We start from the raw sequence: 26200 nt of genomic DNA on the forward strand, positions 1-26200 counted from the left end.
CTGCATCCCGGCGCGGTACTGGTCGTCCCACATCTCGTAGTCCGACCGCAGCACCAGATACTTGACGTTATCCGCCTCGCGCGCGAATTCCTCCAGCTTGAAGCTGACCCCGGACCACAGCCCCCGCACGTTGCCCGCCGCATCCACCCGGACATGCGGCGCCTGAGCTTCTTCCAGCCGGATCGCCGCGAGCGGCTCGCCCGCGCCAACCTCGATATAGTCGCCGGGATAGTGGTACAGCTCACCCTTCGCCGCCTCGTGCGATTTCGGCGCCTCGGACTTGGTCATCAGGTCGGTGGCGGGCTTCTTGAAATCATAGTCGGTGTGGACATAGGCCCCCGACCGGACTGCCGCGCGCGGCAGAAGGTCGGTGATCACGTCATCCTGCCCGATGACATTCCCGGCCTCATTGCGGAACCTGATCGTCTCGAAGCCTTCGGCGTCCTTCACGCTGGCGTTGGCATCCGACAGGACCAGCGTGTGTTCGCCGTCCGCATGGTCGAAGTGGTAGAAGATCCCCTCGTGCTCCATCAGCCGCTGCACGAAGTCGAGGTCGCTCTCGCGGTACTGCACGCAATAGTCGCGCGGCGGGTACGAGGCCTTCAGCCGCTTTTCCACCTTCACATGGGCATGGGGCTTGAACACTTCCTCGACAATCTCGACCACGCTTTTCTTCTGGAAGATGCGGTTGTCGCTTCGATTCTGCAGGAACCACAGCCAGGGCCGCAACACGACGCGGTAATGGGCATAGTCTTCGCGGTAGTCGTGAAAGGCGAATTCGGCGACGATGCCGTGGAAGAACCGCTTGGCGCTGTCGGTGCGGACCGTGATCGTGACCGGCGTACCCAGGATATCTTCCGCCTTGATGTCGATGTCCTTGCTGATCAGCCCGGTTTCATAGCGGAAGCAGCGGCTGATCTCGTCGAAGCCTTCCATCTGCGCAAAGAGCAGCTTGTCGCCCAATGCCGTGCTGACTGTGATGTTGCGGCCGTCAGCCATGCGGATCACTCCTGTCGGAAATAGCGGTGAAATCGGGTCTTGGGCAAATACGCTGCCAGTCTACCCGAAAAACTCGGGCTTGGCGCTGATTTCGTGGTCACAGCGCGGTGGGGCATGCCAGACCCTTCAGAAGCTTCCAGCGCGAGAGCGGATTGGCTTCCTGGGGCAGCACCGCCTCCATGAACACCCGCGCATCGCCGGACTTGAGGTCGATCAAGAAGCGCTTGCCGTCGTCGCGTTCGCGCAGGCGGATACCATCGAGGATGCGGAACAGGCCCCATTCGCCGGGCTGGCTGATCGTCGCGCTGCCCTGCGTGGTGGTGAACCGGACCTCGGCCCCCGCGCCGGGGCTGGGGCCGGGCCAGGCCAGCTTCAGCGGCTCCAGCGCCGTCTCGACCGGCCCGCCTTCGCCGCCGATGGAGACGAAGGTCTTGCCGCGTTCCGCCAGGGCGGCAAGCGTCAGCTCGGCGCCCTGCCCCGAAAAGCCTGCGGCGATGGCCTGGGTCCGTTGCAGGAACTCGGCGCTTTTCGGATCAAGTCCCGCGAAACGCGCGTCGGGTTTCCAGCGCCAGGGGCTGCTGGTCGTGTCAAGGTAAGGCTCGGCCCGGGCACGGTAGAACTTGTCGATGGCGCCCCCGGCCCCCAGAAGCGCCGCGACCTCGCCCAGCGAGGCATCGGCGCCCTCGGCAAAGGGATAGCGTCCTTCCGTCACCTGCTTGCAGCGGGCCAGCACCTCGGTCTGCCAGGCCTTGGTCAACGGATTCGACAGGGGGTCGGCCTGCGCTGCGCTGGTCTGCACCAACACGTCTTCGACCATCTGAACCACCAGCGGCGGCGCGGTCCGCAAGGCCGCCAGCGTGGCACCGCGCGCCTTGGCCGACATCAGGCGTTCCAGCCCGCGCGGCTCATCCCGATCCATCGCACCCAGCGCCACGTTCAGGCTGGCGAAGAGACCGGCGATCTCGTCCATCCGGCCGTCCTCGGAATACTGGATCATCGCCGCGAATTCCGATGCGATGCGCAGCTGCAACGCATGTGGGCGGCTGCGATCCAGCCCGCCCGCCTGCGCCCAGATTTCCGGCAGAAGCGCGGCAAGCGGCGAATCCGGCGCGGCAAGGCGGCCCGAAACCAGCACGGCCTGCTCGGGGTCAGAGAAGGGCCGAACCTGGATATCCGCCAGAAACGCCTTCCAGCGCGCAAGGGTTTCCCGCTGCAAAAGATCCATCACCTGATCGGGGGAATCGTTTGCCGTGGCGGGCAGAGTGTCGAACAGCCTTGCCGCCTCGTTTCGCGTCGTCTGGACCGCAAGTCCGGCGCCGATCTTGCGCGAATAATCCCAACCGTTCTGGGTGAAGAGGCCCGGAATCGGCACCTCCATCGTCAGGCCCGACCGGCGCTGCATCACCACCGACAGGCCTGGCACTGCTGTTTCCGGCACCCAGGGCGCAAGCGCCGCCGCACCCGCCGACCTTTGCAGCTCCAGATAAGCCCGCGCCGGTTCGCCGGCCTCGGCGGCAAAGCTGCGGGCCTGGGCCAGAAGTTCGGCGTCCGGCTGCGGCAGCGGGGATGCAGGCGGGCGCAGCCGCGCGATATGCGGAACCAGTGGTTGCAGGTCCAGAAGCAGCGACGGACGGGCGGCCAACCAGCCGGCCAGATAGTCCGGCGACCAGTCGGCCTGTCCGCTCAGGATGCTCCACGCCCGCAGCGTGTCGTACAGCGGCAGGCTCTCGCCCTCGGAGGCCAGAGCCGAATCGACGGCCCGCGCCAGAGTGCCCGGCAGGTGCTTCTGCACCGCCGCGTCGTAGACGTCATCGGCATGGGCCGCCGCGTCGAAGCCCAGGGGCCCCGCGAACAGCCGGATTGGCGCCTTTTCGGCTGACCGCGCCACCCCCGCTGCCGCGTCGCCCAGCCGGGTCAGCCGCTGCGGCAGGTCCGGCAGAACCCCGTCGCGATCCAGCCCGATATCCAGCGCCTCGGCATCGAAGAGCTGCGTCAGGTCACGGTGGAAACGCCATTCGACAAAGCCCGCCCAGCCCGCGACCAGCAGGACGAAGGCCAGGATCAGAACCAGCGTGATGCCCGTCCAGCCCGCCCCCAGGTTGCGGTCAAAGCTGGTCCGGCTGCCCTCCAGCACCGCAAGCCGCCGCTCCATGAAGACCTTCACACCCTCGAACGCTGCGCCCGCCTCGCCCGCCTTGCGGATGAAGTCGCGCAGGCTGGCGGCCGAGATGTCGCGCCCGTCGAAGATCAGCCGATGCGCCCCCGCCCCCCAGAGCGACACATCCACCGCCCGGTTCTTCCGCGCCGTCTGGTCCAGCACCAACCCCAACGCATAGCGCGCAGGCTGGACGGTCGAGGGCGGCACCCCGGACCGTTCCAGCTCGGCGTCGAAACGATCCAGCGCCTCGGAGGCGCGCTGCACCAGGACTTGCGCCTCCACCCCCCGGATCGTCGCCAACTGGTCCACCATCCGCAGGACCGGCGCCGCCGCCCGCTCATAGACCTCGGGGTCGAAGGTCCGGCCGCCGCGCCTTGGCGGCATGACCGTGCGCGGGCTGTCCGGGTCGGGGCTCATTGGGAGGGGATCAGGCCTTCATCGACCCATTTCTGCAGGGTCTCTTCCCCCACCTCGAAATGCATCCCGTCCTCGCGGTTGTACCCGCCGCCCCAGTACCAGCCTTCCTCGTTGAAATGTTCCGCCAGGATGACCAGGCCGATCTGCATCGTCCCGTCGGCAAAGGGGTCCAGCTCGCCCTGCAGGGTTATGTCGATGGCCGTGCCGAAGGAATGGTTCGACACCGAACTGGTCGAGCCCCGGATCAACCGCACGCACAAGGACCCCGCCGTGCCAAGCTTGGCATAGATGTCGGGCTCGTCCTCCTTCAGCTTGGCCAGGATCCGCTCCAGGCTGTCCAGCGCCGGTTTCAGCATCGTGGCCTTGATCGGGCCGACCTGCCGGGTCTCGACCAGGCCCTTCAGGCGCGGATTGGTCATGCCCCGGCAATCGGTTCCCAGATCCTCGCGCGGGCGGCCCAGAAGCGCCAGCATCGTCTTGTTGCGCGGCTGGGTCACGCCCTTGTTGAACCGGTCCCGCGCCGCCTTCATCTGCTCGGTCAGGGCCTCGGTCTCGGGCTGGTGCTGTTCGTCCTCGCCCGCAGTCAGGCCTTCCGTATCGGTCGTGGGCACCGTCGTCTCGGTCGACGGCGCAACCGGGGCGCGATTGGCTACCAGGCTCAGGTCGTCGCGCAAGCGGGCAAGGTCGGACTTCAGCGTACCGATCTCCGCCTCCAGCCGCGCGCGCTGTGCCGCCTCGGCGTCGAAGGCAGCTTCCAGCCGCGTCAGCCGCAAGTCGGCCCCACTGTCCGCAGATTCCAGCAAGGTCGTCACCACGGCAAAGGCCACCGCTGCGATGATGACGCCGATGGCGACGATGATCGGGGCGATCAGGCTGTTCTGCTGCATTGCGATCAGCCTTCCCGGATCAGAACGGCGATGGCCGAGACATTGTCGGGCGCCCCGCTGTCCAGCGCCTCGCGCAGAAGCTTCTGGCAGGCGTCCTCTGGTCCTGTCGCGTCGCGCAACAATGTCTCGACCGTCTGTTCGTAGACGCAGCGCGTCAGCCCGTCGCTGCACAGCAAAAGCCGGTCGCCCACCGCCAGCGGCACGCTGACCAGGTCGACCTCCAGCTCCTCGCTCCCGCCGACCGCCCGCGTCACCATGTGCGATTCAGGGTGGCTCTCGGCCTCTTCGGGCGACAGCTCGCCCCGGTCGACCATCTCCTGCACCACCGAATGATCCCGGGTCAGCGGCCGCAGGTGCCCGCCACGCAGAAGATAGGCCCGGCTGTCCCCGGCCCAGGCCACATGGGCGACCGCGCGGGAAATCAGCACTGCCACCACGGTCGAGCCCATCCGCCCCATCCCCGGCGCGCGCTGGCGGTCCAGCACCAGCTGGTTCGCCTCTTTCAGCCGCGCGACCAGCGCCGGGCCGGGATCGGCCCCGTCCGGGATCTGCGCCAGGCAGTCGATCACGATGTCCGAGGCGACATCGCCGTTGCCATAGCCCCCCATCCCGTCGGCCACCGCCCACAGCGTGCCCGAGGGATCGGTCAGGATCGAATCCTCGTTGCGGTCACGGACCCGGCCCCGGTTGGTCAGCCCCGCCCCCACCGCCACCGGCAGGGCCCGGTCCTGCCCGGGAACCACGGTGATCGGCGTGCTCATCGCCGGACCACGCGGCGAAAATGCCTGGCCTGGCGTAAGGTCGCGAAGTGCAGCATGGCGCAGCCCGCCCAAAGGTGTGAATTGAATGCCAAGGCATCATAGCCTAGACTTCCCCCAGTCATAAATCCGTTTTTTAGGAAGGTGGTTGGAATATGCGCAACGTGCTGACCGGGCTCGCCCTCTGCGCCGCATTGCTGCCGACCGGGGTCTGGGCCCAGGACCTGTCGGAAGACGAATTGCTGAAGCTGTTCCTGGCCCAGCGGGATGCCTACAAGGCGGCGGTCGAGGGCAAGACCGGACTTACCCGCGGGTTGACGCTGGTCACCGCCGATGACGTCCAGATTTCGACCGAAGTCGCGAAAGACCCGGCGACGGCCGAAACCGCGGCGGTGGCAACGGCGGAGACCTCCGGCACGACCGGAACCGCCGCCACGACCGAGGTGGCGTCAAGTTCGTCGGGGACCTCGACCGAAACCGTCGTCAAGGACGCCGAGACGGCCACTCTGGTGAAGATGCCCGCCGATCTTGGGGTGAACGTGCGGATCGAGTTCGCCTTCGACAGCGCCGCGCTGGACGAGGCGCAGAAGCCCAAGCTGGCCAAGCTTTGCAACGTGATGAAGGCATCGGACATCCAGCTCTTCCGCATCATCGGGCACACCGACGCGTCTGGCACCGACGACTACAACGAACGCCTCTCGCGCCTGCGGGCCGAGGAGGTGCAGCGCTTCTTCGTCAAGGACTGCGGCATCGACGCCAGGCGGCTGGAGGCGGTGGGCGTCGGCGAACGCTTCCTGCTGGAAGGCACCGACCCCGATTCCGACCAGAACCGCCGGGTGGAGTTCCAGGCGCTCAGCTGACCGGAAGTCCAGGCACGGACCCATCCGCCGACAGCGTTGCCTGACGTATCGATCTGTGGCATTATGTCGCACATTCGACATGTGAATTCTTGCGTCCCCTGCGGCTGGCCATCGCTTCAACAAATGGGTCCTGAAATGCCCGGAACCTGGTCTCGGTCACTCGTCCTTCTCGTCTCTTTCGGTCTTGTCTGCTCCTGCGACGCGGTTGTTCCCCCGCCGCAGCCGAAGGCTCCGGTCGTTGCGCCGGTCAAGAAACCCGTGCCCACCAAGGTCGCACCCGTGGTGAAGAAGAAACCCAAGACGGTCGACGTCGACTTTGGCAACGATGGCGGCGGCGGCGGTGGATGGGGCTAGGCCATGCCCGTTCTGCGCATCCTGGCGAACGGCAGCGTGGCGGCCCTGCTCCTGGCCGCAGCCGCCACGACCGCGACGGCGCAGGACAGCACCCTCGGCCCCTTCCCCGAAGGCCATGTCTCCGCCAGCGCGCGCAAGCTAGCCCCCGTCGCTGCTGCGCGCCAGAAATACGCCATCGTCATCGGCAACCAGGCCTATGCCCACGCGCCCCAGCTGCCGAATGCCTGGAACGATGCGCTGGACGTGGCAGACCTCCTCGCCGGTCAGGGCTATGACGTCACCCTGCTGAAGGATGCCTCCAAGCGCGATTTCGAAGGGCTGATGCAGCGCGTCCTCTTCGACGTCGACCGTGACACCGAGGTGCTGTTCTACTACGCGGGCCACGGTGTGCAGATCGGGTCCGAGAACTACCTGATTCCGACCGACGCCCAGCTTGACCAGGTCGACGACCTGCCCTTCGAGGCCGTCTCGCTTGGCAGCCTGGTTTCGATCGTGGGCGCACGGGCGCGCTGGCAGATCGTCATCCTCGACAGCTGCCGCAACAACCCGTTCGCCGGACTGAAAGTGCAGGATTCGCTCGGCCCCGACGTTCGCGAAATCGAGACGGGTTTCGCCTCCCTCGCCGCGCCGGTGAACTCCTACGTCGTCTTCTCCACCTCGCCCGGCGAAGTGGCGCTGGACGGCGCGGGAAAGAACAGCCCCTTCGCCACCGCCTTCCTGCAGGCCGCAGCTTTGGGGCCGGTGCCGGTGACTGACGTGTTCGACGCCGTCCGCCGCAAGGTCTTTGTCGAGACCGAAGGGGTGCAAGTCCCCTGGGACAGTTCGACGATGGTCGAAGAGGCGAGCATCGCCTCCGTCCCCACCACGCCGGACACCACCACCGCGGCCGAGGACAACGGCACCTCCGTCGCGCGCGGCCTCACCCTTTTCGCCGCCAGTTCGGCCGAGCTTCTGCCCATAGATGCCGCGCTTCCCGCGCCCGACATTGCCATCGCGGCCCCACTTGCCCCCGCTGTTCCCATCGGCGCGACTCTGGCGCAGAAGCTTGCCATTGCCCCCACCGCATCCGTGGGCCTCGCCGAACCGCCGCGTGGCGGCCGCCTCGTGCTGCTCGACGACCGGGGCCTGCAATCCGCCCCGATCTTCCCGCTTTCAGCGCAAGACCTCCAGCGGCTCGCCTTCGCCTATGTCAGCGGCCCGACCGTCAGCCTTGGCCAGGACCCGGTCCTGAAGGTCCAGTTCAAGCTTGACCTGAACGGAACGCCCAGACTGGTGCAGGTCGACCTCACCCCCGACCCCTGCGATCTCCAGGCCGCCGACCATCTCGACCCGGAAGGCGTCGGCCTCGCTCGCTTCGCCAACGAAATCGAGCCCGAAGCCGCGCTGCAAGCCTGTCAAGCCGCCGTCGCGCGCGAACCGCAGAATGGCCGCTTCCACTACCAGCTTGGCCGGGCGTTCGCCGCGCTTCGGCGCTATGACGAGGCCCGCGCCGAATGGGACACCGCCCGCAAGCTCGGCCATTCCCGCGCCTCCTATGCCATCGGCAACGCCATCGTGAACGAGGCCCGCGAAACCGGCGGATCGGCGGTCGTGGAAGCCCCGGAGGAAGCGCTTGCCTACTACCGCGAGGGGGTGGAACTGGGTGATCCCTATGCCTTCTACGCGCTTGGCCGCCAGATGGTGCGCTTCGGCAAGACCGGACAAGACCGCCTGCGCGGCTATGACCTGCTGATGCGCGCGCTGGAAGTCGGGCATACCTACGCGATGAACGAGCTTGGCTACTTCTACCTGGATGAGAAGAGTGAATATTTCGACCCGACCCGCGGGTTGCGTTACCTGAACGAAAGCGCGGCGCGGGGGGACATCTACGGCTACAACAACCTCGGCCTCGTCTACATGAACGGACTTGGCGGCCAGAAAAAGGACGCGAAGGCGGCGCTCGACTGGTTCACCAAGGCCGCCGACGGCGGGCACCCGAACGCGCCGGGCAATATCGGCACGCTGATCGCCTCGGGCGCGCTCGGGAAGAAGGCCGACCTCGGCAAGGCGGTCGAATGGTTCGACAAGGGGCTGGAACGCGGCGACGCCAATGCCGGGGCCTATGCGGCCTACCTGATCCTGACCGAAGGCGCGGGCGGCCTGTCCCCCGCCGACGCTGCCTGGCGCGCCGGTCGCGCCGCCGCCCTGCGCGACAAGAAGTCCGTCGAACGCGCCCGCAAAGTGCTGGAGGCCCTGCCGACCGAGGCTGTCGACGAAGCGTCCCAGCGGCTGTTGCAGGCGCTTGGGGCCGACGTCACCCCGGATGGCGCCTTCGGCGAGGGGAGCAAGGCCGCCTACCAGGCCATCGCCACCCAACACGGCGTCACCGACCTCGAAACCGACCCGATCGAACGCCTGATCGCCATCGCCCGCATCCACTGGTCAACCACGCCCTTCCGGGTCGACCTCTACTGACTGGCATGACGCGGCCACCCCTGCTGCTTCCCCGCCCCGAGGGGCTGTACTGCCCCGGTGGCGACTTCTTCATCGACCCGACGCGCCCCGTCCCTCGCGCGCTGATCACCCACGGCCATTCCGACCATGCCCGGCCCGGCCACGGTGCCGTCATGGCCACGCGCCAGACGCTCGACATCATGGCGATCCGCTATGGCGAGGACTTCGCCCACAGCCGCCAGACCGCCGAAGGCCCCACGCGCATCGGCGACGTCACCGTGAGCTTCCACCCGGCGGGCCATGTCCTCGGTTCCGCCCAGATCGCGGTCGAAAGCGCGACCCAACGCATCGTGGTTTCCGGCGACTACGCCCGCGTCCCCACCGCCACCTGCGCCCCGTTCGAACCCGTCCCCTGCGACATCTTCGTGACCGAGGCGACCTTCGCGCTCCCCGTCTTCCGCCACCCCCCGCCCGAGGTGGAAATCGCCCGCCTCCTCGCCTCCGTCGCCGCCTTCCCGGAACGCAGCCACCTGATCGGCGCCTATGCTTTGGGCAAGGCGCAGCGGGTGATCGCCGAGCTTCGCCGCGCCGGATGGGATGCCCCCATCCACATTCACGGCGCGCTGCAACGGCTGTGCGACTATCACGTCGCCCAAGGCATCGACCTCGGCGAGCTTCGTCCCGCGACCGAGGGGCAGAAGTCTGACTTCGCCGGTGCCATCGTCATCGCGCCACCCTCCGCCTTCGCCGCCACCTGGGCACAGCGTTTCCCCGATCCGGTGATCGCTTTCGCCTCGGGCTGGATGCAGGTCCGCGCCCGCGCCCGGCAACGCGGGGTGGAACTGCCGCTGATCCTGTCCGACCACGTCGACTGGCCACAACTGACCGCCACCATCACCGAACTGAACCCGGCCGAGGTCTGGATCACTCACGGCCGCGAAGATGCCCTGATGCGCTGGTGCGAGCTGACCCAGCGCGCCGCGCGGCCCCTGCATCTGGTCGGCTACGAGGACGAGGCGGAATGAGCCTTGTCGCCTTCGCCACCCTTCTGGAACGGCTGGCCTTCACCCCGCAGAGGCTGGGGAAGGAACGGCTTCTGTCTGCCGCCTTTACCGCCAACCCCGACCCCGAGCGCGGCTTCATGCTCGCCGCGCTGACCGGCGACCTGAAGCTGCGGCAGGTCACGCCCAGCCTGCTGCGGGGCCTGACAGAAATGCGAGCAGATGCTCATCTTTTTGCATACAGCTATGATTTTGTTGGCGATCTGGCTGAGACGATTTCGCTGATCTGGCCCGAAGGCACCCGATCCGACCCGCCGCTCTCCGAAGTCGTCCACGAACTCGCCACCACCCCGAAGACCCGGCTTCCCGCCCTGATCACCGAACGGCTCGACAGCCTCGGCCCCTCGGAACGCTACGCCTACCTGAAGCTTGCCACCGGGGCGCTGCGGGTCGGCGTCTCTGCCCGTCTGGCCCGGCCAGCCTTCGCCACCTGGGCCAACCTGCCCCTCACTGACGTCGAGGAGATCTGGCACGCCCTCGCGCCCCCCTACCTGGACCTCTTCGCCTGGGCCGCCGGCGCCCCGCGCCCCGAGGCCGCTACCCGCGCGCCCTTCCGCCCGGTGATGCTCTCCACCCCCACCGACCTCGACCAGCTTTCCGCGCTGGACCCAGCCGACTACGCTGCCGAATGGAAATGGGACGGCATCCGCATCCAGGCGGTGAGCGATGGCAGCACCCGGCGGCTCTACTCCCGGACGGGAGAGGACATCAGCGCTGCCTTCCCTGACGTGGTCGAACTGATGACCTTCGACGGCACGCTGGATGGCGAACTCCTGATCCGCCGCGAGGAGGAGATCGCCCCCTTCGGCGACCTGCAACAGCGCCTGAACCGCAAGACGGTCACGGCGGCGATGCTCCGCTCCCACCCCGCCGGATTGCGGCTCTACGACGTGCTGGTCTGGAACGGGCGCGACTTGCGCGGCCAGTCCTATGACGCCCGTCGCGCCGTTCTGACCGAGGCGGTTGCACCTCTCGGCCCCCGAATCGACCTCTCGCCGAGTCTCGCTTTCGCCACCTGGAACGACCTCGCCGCCCTGCGCGCCGATCCGCCCGCAGCCGTCATCGAAGGCGTGATGATCAAGCGCCGCGACAGCCCCTACCTTGCTGGCCGCGTCAAAGGCCCCTGGTTCAAGTGGAAGCGCGATCCGCACCTGATCGACGCGGTGCTGATGTATGCCCAACGTGGCCACGGCAAGCGGTCGGGCTACTATTCCGACTTCACCTTTGGCGTCTGGCAGGGCGACGAGCTGGTCCCCGTCGGCAAGGCCTATTTCGGCTTCACCGATGCCGAGTTGACGGAACTGGATCGCTTCGTGAGGAACAACACGTTGGAGCGTTTCGGCTCTGTCCGCTCGGTCGCCCGCACCAAAGTGGTGGAAGTGGCGTTCGAGGGGCTGAACCGCTCCCCGCGCCACAAATCCGGCGTCGCCATGCGTTTCCCCCGGATCAACCGCATCCGCGACGACAAGCCCGCGTCCGAGGCCGACCATCTGTCGACCCTGCAAGCCATGCTGGGCGCCCCCTGACGCGTCAGGCGTGGAACACGAAGGACCGCATCGACACCGAGCCGAGGTCGATGGCATCGGTCATGAAGGTGAGCTGGTCTTTCGCATCCGAAGCCCCGGCAATGGTCAGCGCGGGCATGTAGTGGTCGACCGTCGGATGCGCCATCCGCAGCAGCGTCCCCAGCCCCGCAGCATCGGCCAGGGGCTTCAGGTCACGCGCCTCCAGCCGGTCGGCGAACAGCCGGTCGAACTCCAGCGCAAAGTCCTGCGGCTGCCCGCCGAAGCGCATGGCGCGCAGGTTGTGCACCACATTGCCCGACCCCAGGATCAGCACACCCCGGTCGCGGAGTTGCGCCAGCGTGCGGCCCACCTCCAGCTGATGCTCCAGCCCGCGCCCCATGTCGATCGAGACCTGGAACACCGGCACCTGCGCCTGCGGATAGAGGAAGCGCAGCACCGTCCAGGCGCCGTGGTCCAGCCCCCAGGTATCGTCTTCCGCCGCATGATGGCTGGCCAGCAGGCTTGCCACCTCGCGCGCCAGCGCCGGGTTGCCCGGGGCCGGATAATCCATCGCGTACAGCGCATCCGGGAAGCCGTAGAAATCATGGATCGTCTTCGGCAGGGCCGAGACATCGACCAGCGTCGTCCCCTTCGTCATCCAGTGCGCCGAGACGACCAGGATCGCCGCCGGTTCCGGCAGGCTTTTCCCCAGCGCCGTCCAGGTCCGGCTGTATTCGGTATCCTCCAGCGCGTTCATCGGGCTGCCGTGGCCCAGGAACACCAGCGGCATCCGGGCCGAAGGCTTCAGCCGGTCGCGCAGGGCATGCAGGTCGGTGATCGCGCTCATGAAGGTTCTCCTTTGCGGAAAGGACCGCCCGGACCGGACGGCCCCCTTGTCATCAGGCCAGCGCAGCCTGCGGGGCGGAAGGTTTCAGCGCATAGGCGCCGCTGCCCAGAAGCGCGATGGCCACCTGGATCACCGCCCAGAACAGCGGGAATTCCCAGCCGCCGCCTTCGCTGGAGAAGACCCAGCCATTGCCCGAATGCACCCAGACAGCGCCCAGAAGCACGGGGATCAGGACCAGCGCCACCGCGCGGGTCGCAACGCCCAGCACCAGCGCAAGGCCGCCAGCGACTTCGGCGGCGATGGTCAGATAGGCCAGGAAGCCCGGCAGGCCGAGGCTTTCGAAATAGCCGACGGTCCCCGGAATGGTGAAGACGAAGACTTTCATCAGCCCGTGGGCAATGAACAGCACGCCGCTGGACAGGCGAAGGGCAAGGGCCGCGTAGTCGGAATTGGTGGACATGGGTAGCATCCTTTTCTGATTGCCACCCCTCGGGCGGCGATTGAACCGATGCCGGGAAACTAGACCTTGACCTCCCTGCATGAAATGGCAGGTTCTCGGAATGACTATCCACCTTTTATTCTGAATGATCGCCGCATGGACCTGATCGACGAACTCAAGGCCTTCGTCGCCACCGCGCAGACCGGGTCCTTCACCGCCGCTGCCGGGCAACTTGGCGTGTCGAACCGGCTGACCTCGAAATATGTCGCCGAGCTGGAGGCGCGGCTTGGGGTAAGGCTCTTGCAACGCACCACCCGCAAGGTCGGCCTGACCCCGGCGGGCGAGGATCTCTTGTCCCGCGCCCCGGCACTCCTCGACGATCTTGACGATCTGATCGGCGAGGTTTCCGAAGGCTCGCGCGGGTTTCAGGGCGTGATCCGCATCTCCGCCTCGGTCTCCTTCGGCGAGATCTGGGTGGCGGGGATGCTGGAACGCTTCGGCCAGCGCAATCCGGCGCTCTCCTTCGACCTGCGGCTCAGCGACCGCCATGTCGATCTGGCCAGTGAGGGGATCGACCTCGCCTTCCGCATGGGGCGCAGCGACACCCAGTCGCTGAAAGCGCGCAAACTGGGCGGCTTCAGCTCGCATCTGGTCGCGAGCCCCGAATACCTTGCCCGCCGGGGCACGCCGCGTCACCCGGCCGAACTGTCCGGCCATGACTGCATCATCGACACCAACCGCCGCAGCCCCCGGCGGTGGAGCTTCGGCACCGGCACCGACGAAACCACGGTGACGGTCCAGGGCCGCTTCCAGGTCAATTCCGCCCGGGCCGCGGTGGAACTGGCGATCAAGGGCTGCGGCCTGGCCTATGTCCCGCGCTTCGCCCTGCGCGAGGCCCTTGCCGCAGGGCTTGTCGTTCCCGTCCTGCCGGACCACGCCGGTGAAACCAGCGCACTCAGCGCCGTCTATCTGGAAGGCCGCGTCCTGCCCCGCAAGGTCCGCGCGCTGATCGACTTTGCCGCCGAGGACATCCGGGCCGCCGACCTCCTGTAGCGGACGTGCCTTGCCGCCGAACCCCTGCCGGAAAACCTCTAGCCGCCCACCGAGGCGATCAGCCGCGACACGTTCTCCGGCCCCACCGGCACGATCCCCGACGGATTCAGCGCCTTGATCGAATAGTATCCGGCCTTGATATGGTCGATGTTCACTGTCCCCGCCACCCCCGGCAGGCGCAGCACGCGCTCCATATGCGCTTGCAGGCGCGGATAGTCGGCGATCCGGCGCAGGTTGGTCTTGAAGAGGCCATGATAGGCCGCGTCGAAGCGGATCAGCGTGACGAACAGGCGGATGTCGGTCTCGGTGAAACGGTCGCCGAACAGGAACGGCCCTTCCAGCCGTGCCTCCAGCCGGTCCAGCGTGGCGAAGACTCCCGCCACCGCCTCGTCATAGGCAGCCTGCGTCGAGGCGAAGCCGGCCCTGTAGACGCCGTTGTTCAGGCTGTCGTAGATCTCGGCATTCAGCGCGTCGATGTCTGACGCCAGATCGGCGGGATAAAGCAGCGGCGTCTCCGGCACCAGACCTGCGAAGGCGGTGTCGAACATCCGCAGGATATCGGCGCTTTCGTTGCTGACGATGGTGCCCGTCCGGCTGTCCCACAGGATCGGCACCGTGGCCCGCCCGGTAAAGCCGGGATCAGCCTTTGTATACAGCTCGTGCAGATGGCCCGCGCCCAGCACCGGGTCGGCATCGGCCCCCGGATAGCCGCCGAAGGCCCAGCCCTCGTCCGTCAGCACCGGGTTGACCACCGTCACCGGGATCAGCGCCTCCAGCCCTTTTACCTTCCGCGCGATCAGCGTCCGCGAGGCCCAGGGGCAGATCAGCGCGACATACAGTCGATAGCGGCCCGCCTCGGCCTTGAACCCGCCGGTCCCGGTCGGGCCGGGGCTGCCGTCGGCGGTGATCCAGTTGCGGAAGGACGACACCTGCCGCACGAAACGGCCCTGCTCGTCCTTGGCCTGCACCGGCTGCCAGTTCGCTGTCCACTTGCCATTCACAAGCATGGTCCGCTCCGGGTCGTTGAAATGTCTCCCCGGCTATGCGCCCAAGGGTTTCGGACAGAAAGAGCGAAGATATGGTTTCTCTTTCTCTGAACTGTTCCGAATGCTACACCCGCGTGGCCTGCAAACCGTCCTCGGTCAGGATCACGTCCAGCGCAATGTCATGCGGCTGCGGATAGATCGTCGCCAGCCGCGCCGATTGCAGCCCGATCCCGATGGTGAAGGGCCGGGGCGACAACGCCGCCAGCGTGCGGTCGAAATAGCCCCCGCCATAGCCCAGACGATACGCCCCTTCGGTCCAGCCCATCACCGGCGCCAGCGAGATTTCGGGCATCACCGCCTCGGCCTCGGGCGGCGGGACCGGGATGTTCCAGTCGCCCCGCACCATCTTCGTCTCCGGCGTCCAGCGCCGGAAGACCAGCGGAGCCGCCTTCACCTCGACCAGCGGCAGGGCGACATGCGCCCCCGCCCGATGCAGGCTGGCCAGCACCGGACGCAGGTCAGGCTCGCCCTTGATCGGCCAGTAGCCCGAGAAGACCCGCCCCTCCAGGCTGCCGAAACGGTCGGCCAGGAACTGCAAGAGATGCGCCCCGATCACTTCGCCCAGCCTCGCCCGATCGGCCACGCTGATCGCATCCCGTTCGCTGCGCAACCGCTGCCGCTCGGCCTTGCGCCAGCGTGCCACGTCGCGGGCCTGTTCGGGGTCGACGTAATCCGGGTCGAAATAGGTCGGGTCCACCTCGGCCGCCATGCAGGGGGGCGAGGCGTAGCGGCCCGGCGCTTCGTCGCTGTCGCTCATCGCTCCACTCCCGGCAGCGCCGCCAGACAAGCCGCCGCCTCCTCGACCATCCGCCGCAGCCGTTCCGCCGCAGGCACCACGTCGCGGATCAGTCCCGCGCCCTGCCCGGAATAAAGCGCCATTTCCTCCAGCGACCCTTTGGTGTGGCGCATCGGGGAATCGGTGGAATAGCGCAAGAGCAGCTGGCCGGAATCCTCGGCGATCGCCTCGCGCGGCAGGGTCGCCGGGTCATGGCCCATCAGCTTGTCGCCCAACGCCTGGGTCACGCTGTTGGCGATCACCCGCACCGCCGCGCCCTTCGGCCAGTTCAGCACGAAGACATCGGTCAGCACGGTATCGCCGCCCTCCGCCTCGACCACCCGCCGCTTGTGATAGTCATGCGCCCAGGCCTCCTCGGTCGCAAGGAAAGCGGTCCCGCATTGCACCCCTTGCGCGCCCATCGCCAGCGCCGCAGCCAGCCCCCGACCCGACCCGATACCACCCGACACCACCACCGGCACCCGCGCCCGGTCCAGCACCGCCTCGGCCAGCGCAAAGGCGCCGATCCGGCCATGCACATGGCCCCCGGCCTCGATGCCTTGCGTGATGATCACATCCGCCCCGGCGTCTTCCGCTTGCCGCGCGGCCCCGGCGGTGCCGACCTGGTGCAGGACAAGGCAGCCCGCCCGCTTCACCCGGTCGACCACATCGGGCATCACGTCCCAGAAGAAGGTGAAGGCCCTTACGTCGAGATCAAGGCAACGCCCGATCTGCCGGTCCAAGAGCCCCGGCTCGGTGGCCGAGGGGATCACGTTCACCGCAAAGGGCCGGTCCGTCGCTGCCCGATAGGCCGCGATTTCCGTTTCGATCAGCTCAGGGCTTTCCCGGACCATGCCCAGCATCGCATAGCCCCCGGCCTTCGCGACCGCCGCCGCCAGTTCCCACCGGGCGACCCCGCCCATCCCGGCCAGAAGCACCGGCACCTCGCATCCCAGCAGGTCGCACAGCGGGGTCCGCAGCAAGGCTACCGTGTCACGCATCATCCGTTCCCCCTCGGGCGGCGGGAACCCGCACCGCCAGTCGACAACGCATATGGGCAGCGGGCGGTTCCATGCCCTGGCCCGAAATGCGCGGCTTTCCTGTCCAGTGGGCCTCAGCCCTTCGCCGCACCAAGGCTGGCAATCTCCCACCATTCGCGGTAATCAACAAGGCCTCTGGCCGGACAGCATTGGACCCGCATGAAACCCGAACTCATCGCCCTTGCCCGCCGGTCGCTGATCCTGGCCTCCGCCCCGGAGAATGTGGCCCGCACCGTGCTGGACAGCGCCCGGCTGCGCAGCTTCTCGCGCGGCGAGACGATCTTCCTGCAAGGCGAGCGGGCGACGGCGATCTACATCGTCGCCGAAGGCTGGGTGAAGCTCTACCGCATCGCGCCCTCGGGCGCCGAGGCGGTGGTGGGAGTGTTCACCAAGGGCTCCAGCTTCGGCGAGGCGGTGGCCTTCCGGCACGACACCTATCCCGTCGCCGCCGAGGCGGTGACCGACTGCGCCCTGATCCGTATCGAGGCCGACGCCTTCCTGCGCCAGATCCGCGAGAACCCGGAAGTGGCGATCTCGATCCTGTCCGCCACCTTCGCCCATCTGCACAGCCTGGTGGCGCAGGTCGAGGCGCTGAAGGCGCAGACTGGCGCGCAAAGGGTGGCCGAGTTCCTGCTGGAGCTTGCCCCCTGCCCCGATGGCGCCTGCGAGGTGACGCTGCCCTATGACAAGGTGCTGATCGCCGGGCGTCTGGGGATGAAGCCGGAAAGCCTGAGCCGGGCCTTCGCGCGGCTGAAGGACCAGGGCGTCACGATCAAGCAGAACACCGCCCATATCGACGATCTTGCCACCCTGCGCGACTATGTCGAGGAGGACCCGGCGCTGGCCTGGTCCAAGGGGGGCTGATGGCTGACCGTCTGTTCCGCGCGCTGGCGCTGATCGACGCCGCCAATGCCGCCGACCCGAAGGGCGAGGCGATGGTCTATGGCCAGCGGATGAGCGCCGAGCTGGCGCGGCTTTTCCCCGCCGCCTCCGAAGTCTTGCAGGTCGCGGCGCGAGGGCAGCATGTGGAGCGCTGGCTTCTGCCCCGGTCGGACTATCCCGAGGGCAAGGAGGGCTACCATGCCTGGCGGCGCGAGCAGGGACGGCGGCATGCCGACCGGGTCGCCGGGATCATGGCCGAGGCGGGGTTCGGGGCCGAGGAGTGCGAGCGGGTGGGCGTCCTTCTCCGCAAGGAGGGGATCAAGCGCGACCCGGAAGTGCAGGACTTGGAGGATGTGATCTGCTTCGTCTTCCTGACCTGGTATTTCTCGCCCTTCGCGGCGGAAAGGGAGGCGGAGCAGACGCTGGATATCGTCCAGAAAACCGCGCGGAAAATGTCGGCGGCGGGGCGGGCGCGGGTGCTGGCGGAGTTCGACTTGCCCGAACCGCTGGCCGGGGCCTTCCGGGGCAGGTGAGAAGCTGTCCACGGTGGACAGAATTTTCGGCTCAATGATTTCAATGGGTTGTGTGCGGACATTTACCCGATTTTAACCTCTCACGCCGCCAGTGCGAGGCCACCGAAGGCCAGGATCAGCAGCGTCAGCCCAAGGTCGAAGCCGCGCAGCCAGGCGGGTGCGACCCAGAGGCCGAGATAGTCGCGCAGGATCACATGCGCCTTGAGGCCAGAGAGCACCAGCACCGGGACCACCAGCGCCGCGCCGACAAGGCCCGAGGCCGCAAGCGCGGTCGAGGCGGCGGAAAGGGCGAGGAGCATCGCCCAGGCTTTGGTCGCGCGGGTCATAGCAGGTAGACCACCGGGAAGAGGAGGACCCAGATCAGGTCGACCATGTGCCAGAAGGCCGCCCCGGTCTCGACTGCCTTCGGGGTGCCAAGCCAGCCGACCAGCGCCAGAAGGATCATGCCTGCAAGGACATGGGCGGCGTGGAAGCCGGTCAAGAGGTAGCTGAAGGTGTAGAAGGCATGGGTTTCGGTGCCGATGCCCTGTGCGAAGAGATCGGCATATTCCGTGCCTTTCAGCACCAGGAACACCGCGCCCAGCAGGATCGCGGGGACAAGGAGCAGGCGGACCCGGCGGAGCTGTCCGGCCTCGGCGGCGCGGACCGCATGGGCGGCCAGCCAGCCGGAGGTGACGAGGACAAGGGTATTCGCGGCGGCGCCGGTGCGGTGCAGATGCGACTGCGCCTCGGCAAAGCCCGCAGGGTCGGACAGGCGGACGGCGAGGAAGGCCAGAAGCCCCGCGCCGAAGACGGCGATTTCCGACAGGATCAGCACCCACATCAGAAGCTCGCCGGGAAGGCCGCCGGGGGGTTGCTCGTCGTGCGCCTTCGGCTTCTCCTCGCTGGGGGGCTCCTCGTCGCGGGTGGAAAGCGATGAGGACCGAAGGGAACGAAGAGCGTCTGGCGAAGCGGTCATCCGGTCACGAGCTGCCGGTAAATCTGCGGCAGGGCCTGGGTCAGTTTCTGGGGGTTCGGGATCAGCGAAAAGGCGCCCTGGCCGAAGAGGCGGGGGAACCACGACTTGCCGTCGCGGTCGACGGTGATGCCGAAGACGGAATGCCCGGCGCGGCGGGCCTCCAGGATCGCCATCCGGCTGTCCTCGATCCCGTGGCGGCCTTCGTAATGGTCAAGGTCGTTCGGCTTGCCGTCGGTGATCACCAGCAGCAGCCGCCGCTTGCGGGCTTCTTTCGCCAGCAGGAACGACATGTGGCGGATCGCGGCCCCAAGCCGGGTGTAATGGCCGGGCTTCAATGCGCTGATCCGGTGTTCCACCTCCTCGGCCATCGCTTGCGCGAAGCCCTTCACTTCCTGCACGAAAACCCGGTCGCGCTTCAGCGAGGAAAAGGCGTGGATCGCGAAGCTGTCGCCGCAGGCATCAAGGCCCCAGGCCAGCGCGGCCAGCGCCTCGCGTTCGATGTCGATGACGGACCGCCCGTCGTGGCCGTGGCCGGGGATCGCGCTTTCGGTGGAGCGGGAGACGTCCAGCAGGATCGACACGGCCAGGTCGCGGCGTTCCGGTCGGGTCTGGCGCCAGACACGGTCGGTGCCTTCGCCGGTGGAGAGGAAATCGACCCGCGCGCGCACCGCCCGTTCGGTGTCGAGCACGTCGCCGTCCGGGAAGCCGGGCATCGAGACGAGGCTGGGACGCAAGGCCTCGAACTGGCGGCGGACGGCGCGGATGCGGGCGCTGGCGCGCGGGTCGGCCCGGAACGGAGGTGTCGCATCGCTGGCTTCGGCCCGGGAATGAAGCACCCGGGCATGAGAGGGGAGATAGCTGGCGGTGCGGACATCCCATTCGGGATAGGTGAAATGCCCCGAAACCTGTTCGCGGTCCACGTCTTCGGGGGCGAGGTCGAGATGCAGTTTCAGCCGGGTGGCGGGGGCCTTGGAGACCTGGGCAAGGCCGATCTCCTCCTGGTCGTCGGCGGCCTTCTTCGCGGTGTCCTCGTCGTCATCCTCGACCCGGCGGTTGAGGTTGAGGAATTCGGTCATCGACAGGATGGCTTCGAACTTGTGCAGGATGAAACTGTCGTTGCGGTCGGCCTGGTCGGCCTTGCGGCGGCGGGCTTTCCTGGCGGTCTTCTCTTCCGCCGATTCCTCGGGTGGGCCTTCGGTGGCGCGGGCCTCGACGGCGGTGTGTTCGCTGCGGGCAAGCGCGCGCAGGTCGGGCCAGAGCGCCACGGGGCGGAAGGGGCGATAGCCGCGCGGGGCTTTCGCGGGAAGCGGCGGGAGGTCGACCTGCTGCCCAAGGGCGGCCCGGATGCGCGCCTCGACGGCGGCTTCGACGGGCGGCAGGCTGCGGCTGCGGCGGAAGAGGAGCGTCGCCTCGGCAAGGTCGGCGTGAAGCTTGCGGTAGCCGGGGGCGAGGCGCAGAGCCTCGACGGTCATCGCCTGCGCCAGCGCGATGGCGGCAAGGTCGGCCTGCAGCGGGTCTTGCGCGTCGGTCGGGGCCTGGTCCTTCAACGCCACGGCAGCGGCGGCGAGCCAGAGATACAGCGCGGCATTGGCGCGGGGGTCGGGGAAGGCGGCAAGGCTTTCCGGCAGGCGCAGGGTGGCGCCGTCGAAGCTGGCGCGGGGCGCGGTTTCCGCCCAAGTGCCAAGACGGCGGAGAAACGAGAGCCGGTGGTGCGAGGTCTCCTCGGCCACCGGCTTGATTTCCACCGCCGGGTCGCCACCCAGGCCGCGGAAAAGGACTGCCAGCCGTCCGGCCACTTCGGAAAGCGACACACGGGCTCCATCGTGGATGGGATCCCCATCCAGACGGCTGGCAAAGGCGTGCCACAGTTTCCCGACAGATTCCTCGGGTTCCCATGGCTCGAAGTCGATCCGTGACATTGCCGGCCTCACCCGAAAACGGCAGTCACGAGATCGCGGAGCCCGGCCTTCACATCCGGGTCGTCGGTGAGGGGTTCGATCATCGCCGCGCGGATGGCGCGGTCGACGGGCATGCCCCCGTGGATGAGGCTGGCGCAATAGACGACAAGCCGGGTGGAGACGCCTTCTTCCAGGTCCTGGCCCTTCATCGCGCGAAGCTTGTTCGCCAGGCGGACGAGCGGTTGCACCTGGGCTTCGGGCAGGCCGGATTCGCGGGCGACGACGGGGATTTCGTGTTCCGGTTTCGGGAAGCCGAACTCCAGCGCCACGAAGCGTTGCCGGGTGGAGGGTTTCAGCGTCTTCAGGATGTTCTGGTAGCCGGGGTTGTAGCTGGCGACCAGCAGGAAATCCGGGTGGGCCTCAAGCTCTTCTCCGGTGCGGTCGATCGGCAGGATGCGGCGGTCGTCGGTCAGCGGGTGGAGGACGACGGTGACGTCCTTGCGGGCTTCCACCACCTCGTCGAGGTAGCAGATCGCGCCTTCGCGGACGGCGCGGGTGAGGGGGCCGTCGACCCAGACCGTCTCGCCACCTTTCAGCAGCCAGCGGCCGATCAGGTCGGCGGCGCTAAGGTCGTCATGGCAGGCGACAGTATGCAGCGGGCGGCCGAGTTTCGCGGCCATATGGGTCACGAAGCGGGTCTTGCCGCAGCCGGTGGGGCCTTTCAGGAGGACCGGAAGCTTGTGGGCGGCGGCGGCCTGGAAGACCTGCACTTCATCGCCCTGCGGGAGGTAGAAGGGGGCTGTCGCCCCCTCCGGTTTCATGTGGGATCCGTCCATGACCATCACTCCGCCGCGACGTGGTCGGGATCGTGCTCAAGGCGTTCGCTCTCCAGCGGGCCGGGGGTCACGATTTCCCGGCGCGGGAAGGCCACCGCATAGATGAACAGGAGCGCGCCAAGGACCACCGCCGCACCGGCGCCGAAGCGCATGGCGTAGAAGATCCAGAGCTGGTCCTGCACGTCCATGTAGGCCTCGCCCTGCACGCGCTGCAGGTGGGTCTGCAGGGCACCGGCGAAGGTCAGCACGACGGTCATGAACACCACGCCGCCAGACATCAGCCAGAACGAGGCCATGTTCAGGACCTGGTTGTAGGGGTCCCGTCCGCGCAGGTGCGGCATGGCGTAGCTGATGATCGCCAGGTTGAGGCAGACATAGGCGCCGTAGAAGGCGAGGTGCCCGTGGGCGGCGGTGATCTGCGTGCCGTGGGTATAGTAGTTCACCCCGTGCAGCGTGTGCAGGAAGCCCCAGACGCCCGCGCCGAAGAAGGCCAGCGTGGCGCAGCCCAAGGACCACAGCAGCGCGGCCTTGTTCGGGTGGTCGCGGCGGCCCTTCCAGACCATCACGAAGGCGAAGGACATCATCGCGAAGAAGGGCGCGACCTCGAAGCTGGAGAAGATCGAGCCGATCCACTGCCAGTAGCCGGGGGTGCCGATCCAGAGATAGTGGTGGCCGGTACCGAGGATGCCCGAGAACAGCGCCAGCGCGGCGATGACGTAGAGCCACTTCTCGACGACTTCCCGGTCCACGCCCGTCAGCTTCAGCATCAGGAAGGCGAGGATGGAGGCCATCACCAGTTCCCAGGTGCCTTCGACCCAGAGGTGGACGATGTACCACCAGTACATCTTGTCGAGCGAGAGGTTGTCGGGGTTCACGAAGGCGAAGAGGAACAGCAGCGACAGAACCCAGAGGCCCAGGAGCAGGATGTTGGTGATCGCGGTCTTCTTGCCCGCCAGCACCGTCATCGAGATGTTGTAGAGGAAGATCAGCGCGGCGACGACGATGCCGGCCTTGACCCAGCGCGGCTGTTCGATGAACTCGCGCCCCTCATTGCCGAGAAGCCAGTTGCCGTCGAAGAGGTTGAAGAGATAGGTCACCACGACCCCGGCGGTGCCGAGGACGAAGATCGCCAGTTGCAGCCAGGCGAGCTTGACCGAGTGGATCTCACGCTCGGATTCCTCGGGCACCAGGTAGTAGGCGGCGCCGAAGAAGCCCAGCAGCAGCCAGACGACCAGGCTGTTGGTGTGCAACATCCGGATGATGTTGAAGGGCACGAGGTCTGCCAGGAAATTGGGCGAGACGTAGATCCAGCCCATGACCAGCCCCACCGTCACCTGCACGGCGAAGAGGGCCAGCGCGACGGCGAAGTAGGCCAGCGCGATCTTTTGCGATTGATATTTCATGATTGCGTCTCCTCAGCCCGCATCGTTCGGCGGCCAGTCCTGCGCGCGGATGGTGTTCACCCAGAGCAGGAAGTCGGCGAGGTTCTGGTATTCGGCGTCGGTCAGGCCGAAGTTCGGCATCTGGCGACGGCCTTCGACGCCCGACGGCATCGCATCCATCCAGGCTTTCAGTGCGTCGAACGCGGCCTGGTGATCGCCGGGCTCCACGCCCCAGCGGGTCATCACGTTGCCCAGTTCCGGTGCGAAATAGGCGCCTTCGCCAAGAATCGTGTGGCAGTTGATGCAGGCGTGCTTTTCCCACAGGAGTTTGCCCGCCGCGACGCTTTCGGTGAGCGTGGCTTTGTCGGTTGATGTGTTGACGATGTAGTAGTGTGATTGGACCGTAAGGCCCACGAATATCAGGATGAAGAACAATGACCCGCCGTAGAAGATGTTCCGGGCCATGCTCTTGGTCATGACTTCGCGCATGGCGGAATCCTTCCCGGGAGCGTTTCAGGTAACGTGGGTGTGAAGCGTCAGGCTGCGACCGGCCTTAACAAAAGTCAACCCGGCGGCAGGGATATGCCCGGTGCGACAATCCGGCAGGGCTTGTCCCCGGCCCCGCCTCCGCCTAAGCGCTGCCCTGGTGCCAGCAGCAGGAGGGTCATCGTGGCAAGTGTCGGAAAGGTCGTGCAAATCGGGGCGATGATGGCGGTCGCCTTCGTCGGCCTCGTCGGGGGCAAGTGGTACTACACCGCCGCGATGGAGAAGATCGACCCGCAACAGGGCGTCTACGGCATGGACGGGCTGGAAATCTGGATCGACCTGAATGCCCGGATGCCAGCTGCGCTGCGGGCCTGGGGCTGCGAGACGTTGCGCGCGCGGGAGCGTGAGGTTCTGGGGGGCCAGAACAGCCTGCCGCCCTACAGCTGCCAGCCGGGCTTCGGTCAGATGGCGGACAGGACGGCCTATCAGTCGGCGGTGGATGCCAATCTGGCGCAGGCGGTGGCCGGGCTGGATGCGGCCAAGGCCGCGGCGGTGAAGGCCTGTTTCGAGGCGAAGATGGCGGCGGCGGTCACGCCGGAAGAGATCCAGGGCATGAACGACTTCGACCAGGCGGTGATGTCGAAGGTGGTGATCGCGATCAGCGACAATGCCCGTGCCTGCACGGAGGAAGTCTCGGGATAATCGGAATGCGGCTTGTCGGGAGTGGCCAGCTCGGTCGGCAGTCCAAGAATTTTCTAGAAAATTCTTGGACTTGATCCAGCTTGAGAGCGTTCGATCCTCTCCCGATCGCGCTTTTTGCCAAGGCGCGTCATGCTTCAGGCCGCAACCTCGAGCCTTGCATCGGGGAACCGCGCAAGCGCCTTGTCGATGGCGGCACGGTCCATCAGGCAGAAGGCGGTGGACAGGGCGTCGGCGATGGCGGCTTCCGACGCGCTGACGCTGACGGTTTGCCAGACCGGCGCCTGTCCCTGTGGCCCGAGGATATGCGGCTGGCCGTTCACCAGCGTCCCCCGTGGCGAAGAGGTGGCAAGCGCCCGGTTGCTGAGCCGGGTCTCGGCCAGCGCCGTGCCGTCCGGTCCGGCAATCACGGCGGGCCAGCCGCTTTCCCCCAAGGCGGCGATTTCGCCCATGTCGACCAGCGCCTCGGAGAAGCCTTGGGCGCGAAGGAGGGCGGCGATCCGGTCGGCGGCCCAGCCCTGCGCGATGCCGTTCAGGGTCAGGGCCTGGCCGGGCGCGAGGTGGATTTCCTCGGGCGAGAGGTGGAGGCGGTTCCAGCCGACCAGGGCGCGGGCCTTGGCGGGGTCGGTGCCCTCGGCCAGCGCCAGCCAGAGGGGTTGCACGGTCGGATCGAAGGCGCCTTCCGTTGCGGCATGGACCTGACCGGCGAGGGTCAGGAGGTCCAGGAAATCGGGCGAAGGCCATGACAGATGCCCGTCACGATTGAGCCTGGTGAGGGCCGAATCGCGGTGGAGCGAGGCGAGGGTTTCGATCCTCGCGACTTCGGCTTCGACGCGCGCGAAGGTCTGGCGGGCCAGATGCGGGGTGGCTCCGACGAGGTGGAGGGTGAGCGCGGTGCCAAGGCCGGTGCCCTCCCAGGTGGTCAGGGTTGCGGCATGGCCGGGCAGGGGCGCCAGCGCGGCGGCGGAAAGGGTCAGGAAGCGGCGGCGGTTCATGTCGGCGCGGCCTTGGCAGGGGCGCGGGCGGCGCGGGGGCCCCAGAAGACGGGCCAGAGCGCAGCGGTGAAGAGGCCGAAAGCTGCGAGCCAGAGCGCCCCGGCGGTCAGGACGGCGGGGGTGTGGAAGGCGGGCAGCTCGGCCCCGATGCAGCGGGCAAGGGCGGAGAGCGGGATCAGCGCATAGGCCAGTGCGACGGGCCGGGGGGCGATGAGCGCGCGTCCGGTATGGCCCAGAGTGGCGCGCGACATGATGGCCAGCGTCATGCCGCCGACGCCGCCGATGCCCAGAAGGTGCAGCGCGGCAAGGTCGGTGGTCAGGCCAAGGTTCGCAAGCCCAAGGGTCAGGAAGCCGAGCGCGTTCAGCGCGTAGGAGAGATGCAGCGTCCAGAGGATCGGCTTGTCCCTGGTCCAGAGCCCGCGCCAGAGGGCGACTCGGGCGAGGCCTGCGGTTCCGGCGATCAGGGCGAAGGGGGCGAGCCAGGTGGGCGGCACGCCGAGGAGGTAGCCGAGCGGCTGGGTCAAGGCGGCGGCGATGGCGACGGCGGCAAGCGGCATCGGGTTGACCGGCAGGTCGTGCTCGCGCCCCGACTGGACCATCGCGTTGCGGGTAAAGCCGGGGGTGACGCGGCCGCCCAGCACCATGATCATCGAGCCGAGCGTCAGGAGCCCGGCGCGGAGGCCGCCCCATGCGGTGTCGGCGGTGAGGCCGGTCCACTCCAGATGCACCATCAGGTTGGCGACCCAGAAGGCGGTGAGAATCGCCAGGATGATCATCTGCTGCGGCTTCGGACGCTTGATCAGCTGGGTCAGCAGGTTCGCGGCCAGCACCGGGACGAAGGCGAGGTCCAGCACGGCGACCAGCGCGGGCGGCAGGGCACCGGAGGCGAAGACGGCAAG

Annotated in this window: 26 protein-coding genes; 9 read left to right on the forward strand and 17 right to left on the reverse strand. The window is 67.5% G+C overall.

The annotated features are described in order from the left end of the window. From ACE3P6_RS21060 to ACE3P6_RS21075, 4 genes are all read right to left on the reverse strand, one after another. A partial coding sequence (locus ACE3P6_RS21060; RefSeq protein ID WP_374398382.1) for a type VI secretion system Vgr family protein occupies positions 1-999 on the reverse strand: 999 nt, incomplete at its 3' end. 97 nt (positions 1000-1096) lie between these two features. Further along, a complete protein-coding gene (locus tag ACE3P6_RS21065; protein WP_374398383.1) occupies positions 1097-3574 on the reverse strand; it encodes an ImcF-related family protein in 2478 nt (825 codons plus the stop codon). Continuing rightward, positions 3571-4461: a M15 family metallopeptidase gene (locus ACE3P6_RS21070; protein WP_374373335.1), complete on the reverse strand. Its 891-nt coding sequence runs from the start codon at positions 4459-4461 to the stop codon at positions 3571-3573. Before ACE3P6_RS21070 ends, ACE3P6_RS21065 begins: the two co-directional genes overlap by 4 nt. A gap of 5 nt (positions 4462-4466) precedes the next feature. Further along, positions 4467-5222, reverse strand: a complete 756-nt coding sequence (locus ACE3P6_RS21075; protein ID WP_374398384.1) for a PP2C family serine/threonine-protein phosphatase — start codon at positions 5220-5222, stop codon at positions 4467-4469. A gap of 152 nt (positions 5223-5374) precedes the next feature. Between ACE3P6_RS21075 and ACE3P6_RS21080 the strand changes: the two genes are divergently transcribed. From ACE3P6_RS21080 to ACE3P6_RS21100, 5 genes are all read left to right on the forward strand, one after another. After that, entirely contained in the window at positions 5375-6079 is a 705-nt protein-coding gene (locus tag ACE3P6_RS21080) for an OmpA family protein (protein ID WP_374398385.1), read from the forward strand. 135 nt (positions 6080-6214) lie between these two features. Then, positions 6215-6433 carry a hypothetical protein gene (locus ACE3P6_RS21085; protein ID WP_374398386.1) on the forward strand — a complete coding sequence of 73 codons (219 nt, stop codon included), beginning with the start codon at positions 6215-6217 and terminating at the stop codon, positions 6431-6433. 3 nt (positions 6434-6436) lie between these two features. Next, positions 6437-8887 (forward strand): caspase family protein, encoded by a 2451-nt coding sequence (locus ACE3P6_RS21090; RefSeq protein ID WP_374398387.1) that lies wholly within the window; start codon positions 6437-6439, stop codon positions 8885-8887. 5 nt (positions 8888-8892) lie between these two features. Next, positions 8893-9891 (forward strand): ligase-associated DNA damage response exonuclease, encoded by a 999-nt coding sequence (locus ACE3P6_RS21095; RefSeq protein ID WP_374398389.1) that lies wholly within the window; start codon positions 8893-8895, stop codon positions 9889-9891. Beyond that, on the forward strand, positions 9888-11453 hold the full coding sequence (locus ACE3P6_RS21100) for a cisplatin damage response ATP-dependent DNA ligase (protein ID WP_374398391.1): 1566 nt from the start codon (positions 9888-9890) through the stop codon (positions 11451-11453). The genes ACE3P6_RS21095 and ACE3P6_RS21100 overlap by 4 nt, the downstream gene beginning before the upstream one ends. Before the next feature lie 4 nt (positions 11454-11457). On the opposite strand, the gene ygiD is transcribed toward ACE3P6_RS21100, so the two are convergent. Next, positions 11458-12279, reverse strand: coding sequence for a 4,5-DOPA dioxygenase extradiol (ygiD, locus tag ACE3P6_RS21105; RefSeq protein ID WP_374398393.1), 822 nt, complete (start codon positions 12277-12279; stop codon positions 11458-11460). A 52-nt stretch (positions 12280-12331) separates the two neighbouring features. Then, positions 12332-12739 (reverse strand): DoxX family protein, encoded by a 408-nt coding sequence (locus ACE3P6_RS21110; RefSeq protein WP_374398395.1) that lies wholly within the window; start codon positions 12737-12739, stop codon positions 12332-12334. Positions 12740-12874: 135 nt separating this feature from the next. Between ACE3P6_RS21110 and ACE3P6_RS21115 the strand changes: the two genes are divergently transcribed. Further along, complete coding sequence (locus ACE3P6_RS21115) at positions 12875-13771, forward strand: LysR family transcriptional regulator (RefSeq protein ID WP_374398396.1); 897 nt, start codon at positions 12875-12877, stop codon at positions 13769-13771. A gap of 38 nt (positions 13772-13809) precedes the next feature. On the opposite strand, the gene ACE3P6_RS21120 is transcribed toward ACE3P6_RS21115, so the two are convergent. The 3 genes from ACE3P6_RS21120 to ACE3P6_RS21130 all read right to left on the reverse strand — a co-directional run bounded on the left by ACE3P6_RS21120 (position 13810) and on the right by ACE3P6_RS21130 (position 16593). Next, positions 13810-14778 carry a glutathione S-transferase family protein gene (locus ACE3P6_RS21120; protein ID WP_374398398.1) on the reverse strand — a complete coding sequence of 323 codons (969 nt, stop codon included), beginning with the start codon at positions 14776-14778 and terminating at the stop codon, positions 13810-13812. Positions 14779-14881: 103 nt separating this feature from the next. After that, positions 14882-15574, reverse strand: coding sequence for a 5-formyltetrahydrofolate cyclo-ligase (locus ACE3P6_RS21125; protein WP_374398400.1), 693 nt, complete (start codon positions 15572-15574; stop codon positions 14882-14884). Further along, on the reverse strand, positions 15571-16593 hold the full coding sequence (locus ACE3P6_RS21130) for an NAD(P)H-dependent flavin oxidoreductase (RefSeq protein WP_374398402.1): 1023 nt from the start codon (positions 16591-16593) through the stop codon (positions 15571-15573). Before ACE3P6_RS21130 ends, ACE3P6_RS21125 begins: the two co-directional genes overlap by 4 nt. 198 nt (positions 16594-16791) lie before the next feature. Between ACE3P6_RS21130 and ACE3P6_RS21135 the strand changes: the two genes are divergently transcribed. Both ACE3P6_RS21135 and ACE3P6_RS21140 read left to right on the forward strand, forming a co-directional pair. Further along, the gene (locus ACE3P6_RS21135; RefSeq protein WP_374398404.1) at positions 16792-17496 is read left to right on the forward strand and encodes a Crp/Fnr family transcriptional regulator; all 705 of its coding nucleotides are present in this window, start codon (positions 16792-16794) and stop codon (positions 17494-17496) included. After that, positions 17496-18047, forward strand: coding sequence for a DUF4202 domain-containing protein (locus tag ACE3P6_RS21140; protein WP_374398406.1), 552 nt, complete (start codon positions 17496-17498; stop codon positions 18045-18047). Before ACE3P6_RS21135 ends, ACE3P6_RS21140 begins: the two co-directional genes overlap by 1 nt. A gap of 80 nt (positions 18048-18127) precedes the next feature. On the opposite strand, the gene ACE3P6_RS21145 is transcribed toward ACE3P6_RS21140, so the two are convergent. From ACE3P6_RS21145 to ACE3P6_RS21170, 6 genes are all read right to left on the reverse strand, one after another. Beyond that, entirely contained in the window at positions 18128-18373 is a 246-nt protein-coding gene (locus tag ACE3P6_RS21145; protein ID WP_374371532.1) for a nitric oxide reductase F protein, read from the reverse strand. Continuing rightward, positions 18370-18870, reverse strand: a complete 501-nt coding sequence (locus tag ACE3P6_RS21150) for a cytochrome c oxidase subunit 3 (protein ID WP_374398420.1) — start codon at positions 18868-18870, stop codon at positions 18370-18372. The genes ACE3P6_RS21145 and ACE3P6_RS21150 overlap by 4 nt, the downstream gene beginning before the upstream one ends. 131 nt (positions 18871-19001) lie before the next feature. Next, positions 19002-20924 carry a nitric oxide reductase activation protein NorD gene (locus ACE3P6_RS21155; RefSeq protein ID WP_374398408.1) on the reverse strand — a complete coding sequence of 641 codons (1923 nt, stop codon included), beginning with the start codon at positions 20922-20924 and terminating at the stop codon, positions 19002-19004. Positions 20925-20932: 8 nt separating this feature from the next. Beyond that, positions 20933-21745 (reverse strand): CbbQ/NirQ/NorQ/GpvN family protein, encoded by an 813-nt coding sequence (locus ACE3P6_RS21160; RefSeq protein ID WP_374398410.1) that lies wholly within the window; start codon positions 21743-21745, stop codon positions 20933-20935. Continuing rightward, the gene (locus tag ACE3P6_RS21165) at positions 21745-23142 is read right to left on the reverse strand and encodes a cbb3-type cytochrome c oxidase subunit I (protein WP_374398412.1); all 1398 of its coding nucleotides are present in this window, start codon (positions 23140-23142) and stop codon (positions 21745-21747) included. Before ACE3P6_RS21165 ends, ACE3P6_RS21160 begins: the two co-directional genes overlap by 1 nt. A 12-nt stretch (positions 23143-23154) precedes the next feature. Next, entirely contained in the window at positions 23155-23610 is a 456-nt protein-coding gene (locus ACE3P6_RS21170) for a cytochrome c (protein WP_374371524.1), read from the reverse strand. A gap of 180 nt (positions 23611-23790) precedes the next feature. On the opposite strand from ACE3P6_RS21170, the gene ACE3P6_RS21175 reads away from it, so the two are divergent. Then, positions 23791-24309 carry a hypothetical protein gene (locus ACE3P6_RS21175; RefSeq protein ID WP_374398414.1) on the forward strand — a complete coding sequence of 173 codons (519 nt, stop codon included), beginning with the start codon at positions 23791-23793 and terminating at the stop codon, positions 24307-24309. Positions 24310-24443: 134 nt separating this feature from the next. Here the strand turns inward: ACE3P6_RS21175 and ACE3P6_RS21180 are convergent, their stop codons facing one another. Together ACE3P6_RS21180 and ACE3P6_RS21185 are read right to left on the reverse strand one after the other, a co-directional pair. Next, positions 24444-25301 carry an FAD:protein FMN transferase gene (locus ACE3P6_RS21180; protein WP_374398416.1) on the reverse strand — a complete coding sequence of 286 codons (858 nt, stop codon included), beginning with the start codon at positions 25299-25301 and terminating at the stop codon, positions 24444-24446. Continuing rightward, the coding region (locus ACE3P6_RS21185) for an NnrS family protein (RefSeq protein WP_374398418.1) at positions 25298-26200 on the reverse strand (903 nt) is incomplete at its 5' end. The genes ACE3P6_RS21185 and ACE3P6_RS21180, both read right to left, overlap by 4 nt.

Source organism: Tabrizicola sp., from assembly GCF_041911175.1.
GTDB lineage: Bacteria > Pseudomonadota > Alphaproteobacteria > Rhodobacterales > Rhodobacteraceae > Tabrizicola.

Bases quoted from the DNA above. Each gene is read 5' to 3' on its own strand.
- ACE3P6_RS21115 (WP_374398396.1), top strand. From the start codon at position 12,875: ATGGACCTGATCGACGAACTCAAGGCCTTCGTCGCCACCGCGCAGACC.
- ACE3P6_RS21095 (WP_374398389.1), top strand. From the start codon at position 8,893: ATGACGCGGCCACCCCTGCTGCTTCCCCGCCCCGAGGGGCTGTACTGC.
- ygiD (WP_374398393.1), bottom strand. From the start codon at position 12,279: ATGAGCGCGATCACCGACCTGCATGCCCTGCGCGACCGGCTGAAGCCT.
- ACE3P6_RS21180 (WP_374398416.1), bottom strand. From the start codon at position 25,301: ATGAACCGCCGCCGCTTCCTGACCCTTTCCGCCGCCGCGCTGGCGCCC.
- ACE3P6_RS21130 (WP_374398402.1), bottom strand. From the start codon at position 16,593: ATGCGTGACACGGTAGCCTTGCTGCGGACCCCGCTGTGCGACCTGCTG.
- ACE3P6_RS21120 (WP_374398398.1), bottom strand. From the start codon at position 14,778: ATGCTTGTGAATGGCAAGTGGACAGCGAACTGGCAGCCGGTGCAGGCC.
- ACE3P6_RS21080 (WP_374398385.1), top strand. From the start codon at position 5,375: ATGCGCAACGTGCTGACCGGGCTCGCCCTCTGCGCCGCATTGCTGCCG.
- ACE3P6_RS21135 (WP_374398404.1), top strand. From the start codon at position 16,792: ATGAAACCCGAACTCATCGCCCTTGCCCGCCGGTCGCTGATCCTGGCC.
- ACE3P6_RS21155 (WP_374398408.1), bottom strand. From the start codon at position 20,924: ATGTCACGGATCGACTTCGAGCCATGGGAACCCGAGGAATCTGTCGGG.
- ACE3P6_RS21100 (WP_374398391.1), top strand. From the start codon at position 9,888: ATGAGCCTTGTCGCCTTCGCCACCCTTCTGGAACGGCTGGCCTTCACC.
- ACE3P6_RS21070 (WP_374373335.1), bottom strand. From the start codon at position 4,461: ATGCAGCAGAACAGCCTGATCGCCCCGATCATCGTCGCCATCGGCGTC.
- ACE3P6_RS21085 (WP_374398386.1), top strand. From the start codon at position 6,215: ATGCCCGGAACCTGGTCTCGGTCACTCGTCCTTCTCGTCTCTTTCGGT.
- ACE3P6_RS21125 (WP_374398400.1), bottom strand. From the start codon at position 15,574: ATGAGCGACAGCGACGAAGCGCCGGGCCGCTACGCCTCGCCCCCCTGC.
- ACE3P6_RS21170 (WP_374371524.1), bottom strand. From the start codon at position 23,610: ATGCGCGAAGTCATGACCAAGAGCATGGCCCGGAACATCTTCTACGGC.
- ACE3P6_RS21090 (WP_374398387.1), top strand. From the start codon at position 6,437: ATGCCCGTTCTGCGCATCCTGGCGAACGGCAGCGTGGCGGCCCTGCTC.
- ACE3P6_RS21165 (WP_374398412.1), bottom strand. From the start codon at position 23,142: ATGAAATATCAATCGCAAAAGATCGCGCTGGCCTACTTCGCCGTCGCG.
- ACE3P6_RS21150 (WP_374398420.1), bottom strand. From the start codon at position 18,870: ATGTGGGTGCTGATCCTGTCGGAAATCGCCGTCTTCGGCGCGGGGCTT.
- ACE3P6_RS21075 (WP_374398384.1), bottom strand. From the start codon at position 5,222: ATGAGCACGCCGATCACCGTGGTTCCCGGGCAGGACCGGGCCCTGCCG.
- ACE3P6_RS21145 (WP_374371532.1), bottom strand. From the start codon at position 18,373: ATGACCCGCGCGACCAAAGCCTGGGCGATGCTCCTCGCCCTTTCCGCC.
- ACE3P6_RS21065 (WP_374398383.1), bottom strand. From the start codon at position 3,574: ATGAGCCCCGACCCGGACAGCCCGCGCACGGTCATGCCGCCAAGGCGC.
- ACE3P6_RS21160 (WP_374398410.1), bottom strand. From the start codon at position 21,745: ATGGTCATGGACGGATCCCACATGAAACCGGAGGGGGCGACAGCCCCC.
- ACE3P6_RS21110 (WP_374398395.1), bottom strand. From the start codon at position 12,739: ATGTCCACCAATTCCGACTACGCGGCCCTTGCCCTTCGCCTGTCCAGC.
- ACE3P6_RS21140 (WP_374398406.1), top strand. From the start codon at position 17,496: ATGGCTGACCGTCTGTTCCGCGCGCTGGCGCTGATCGACGCCGCCAAT.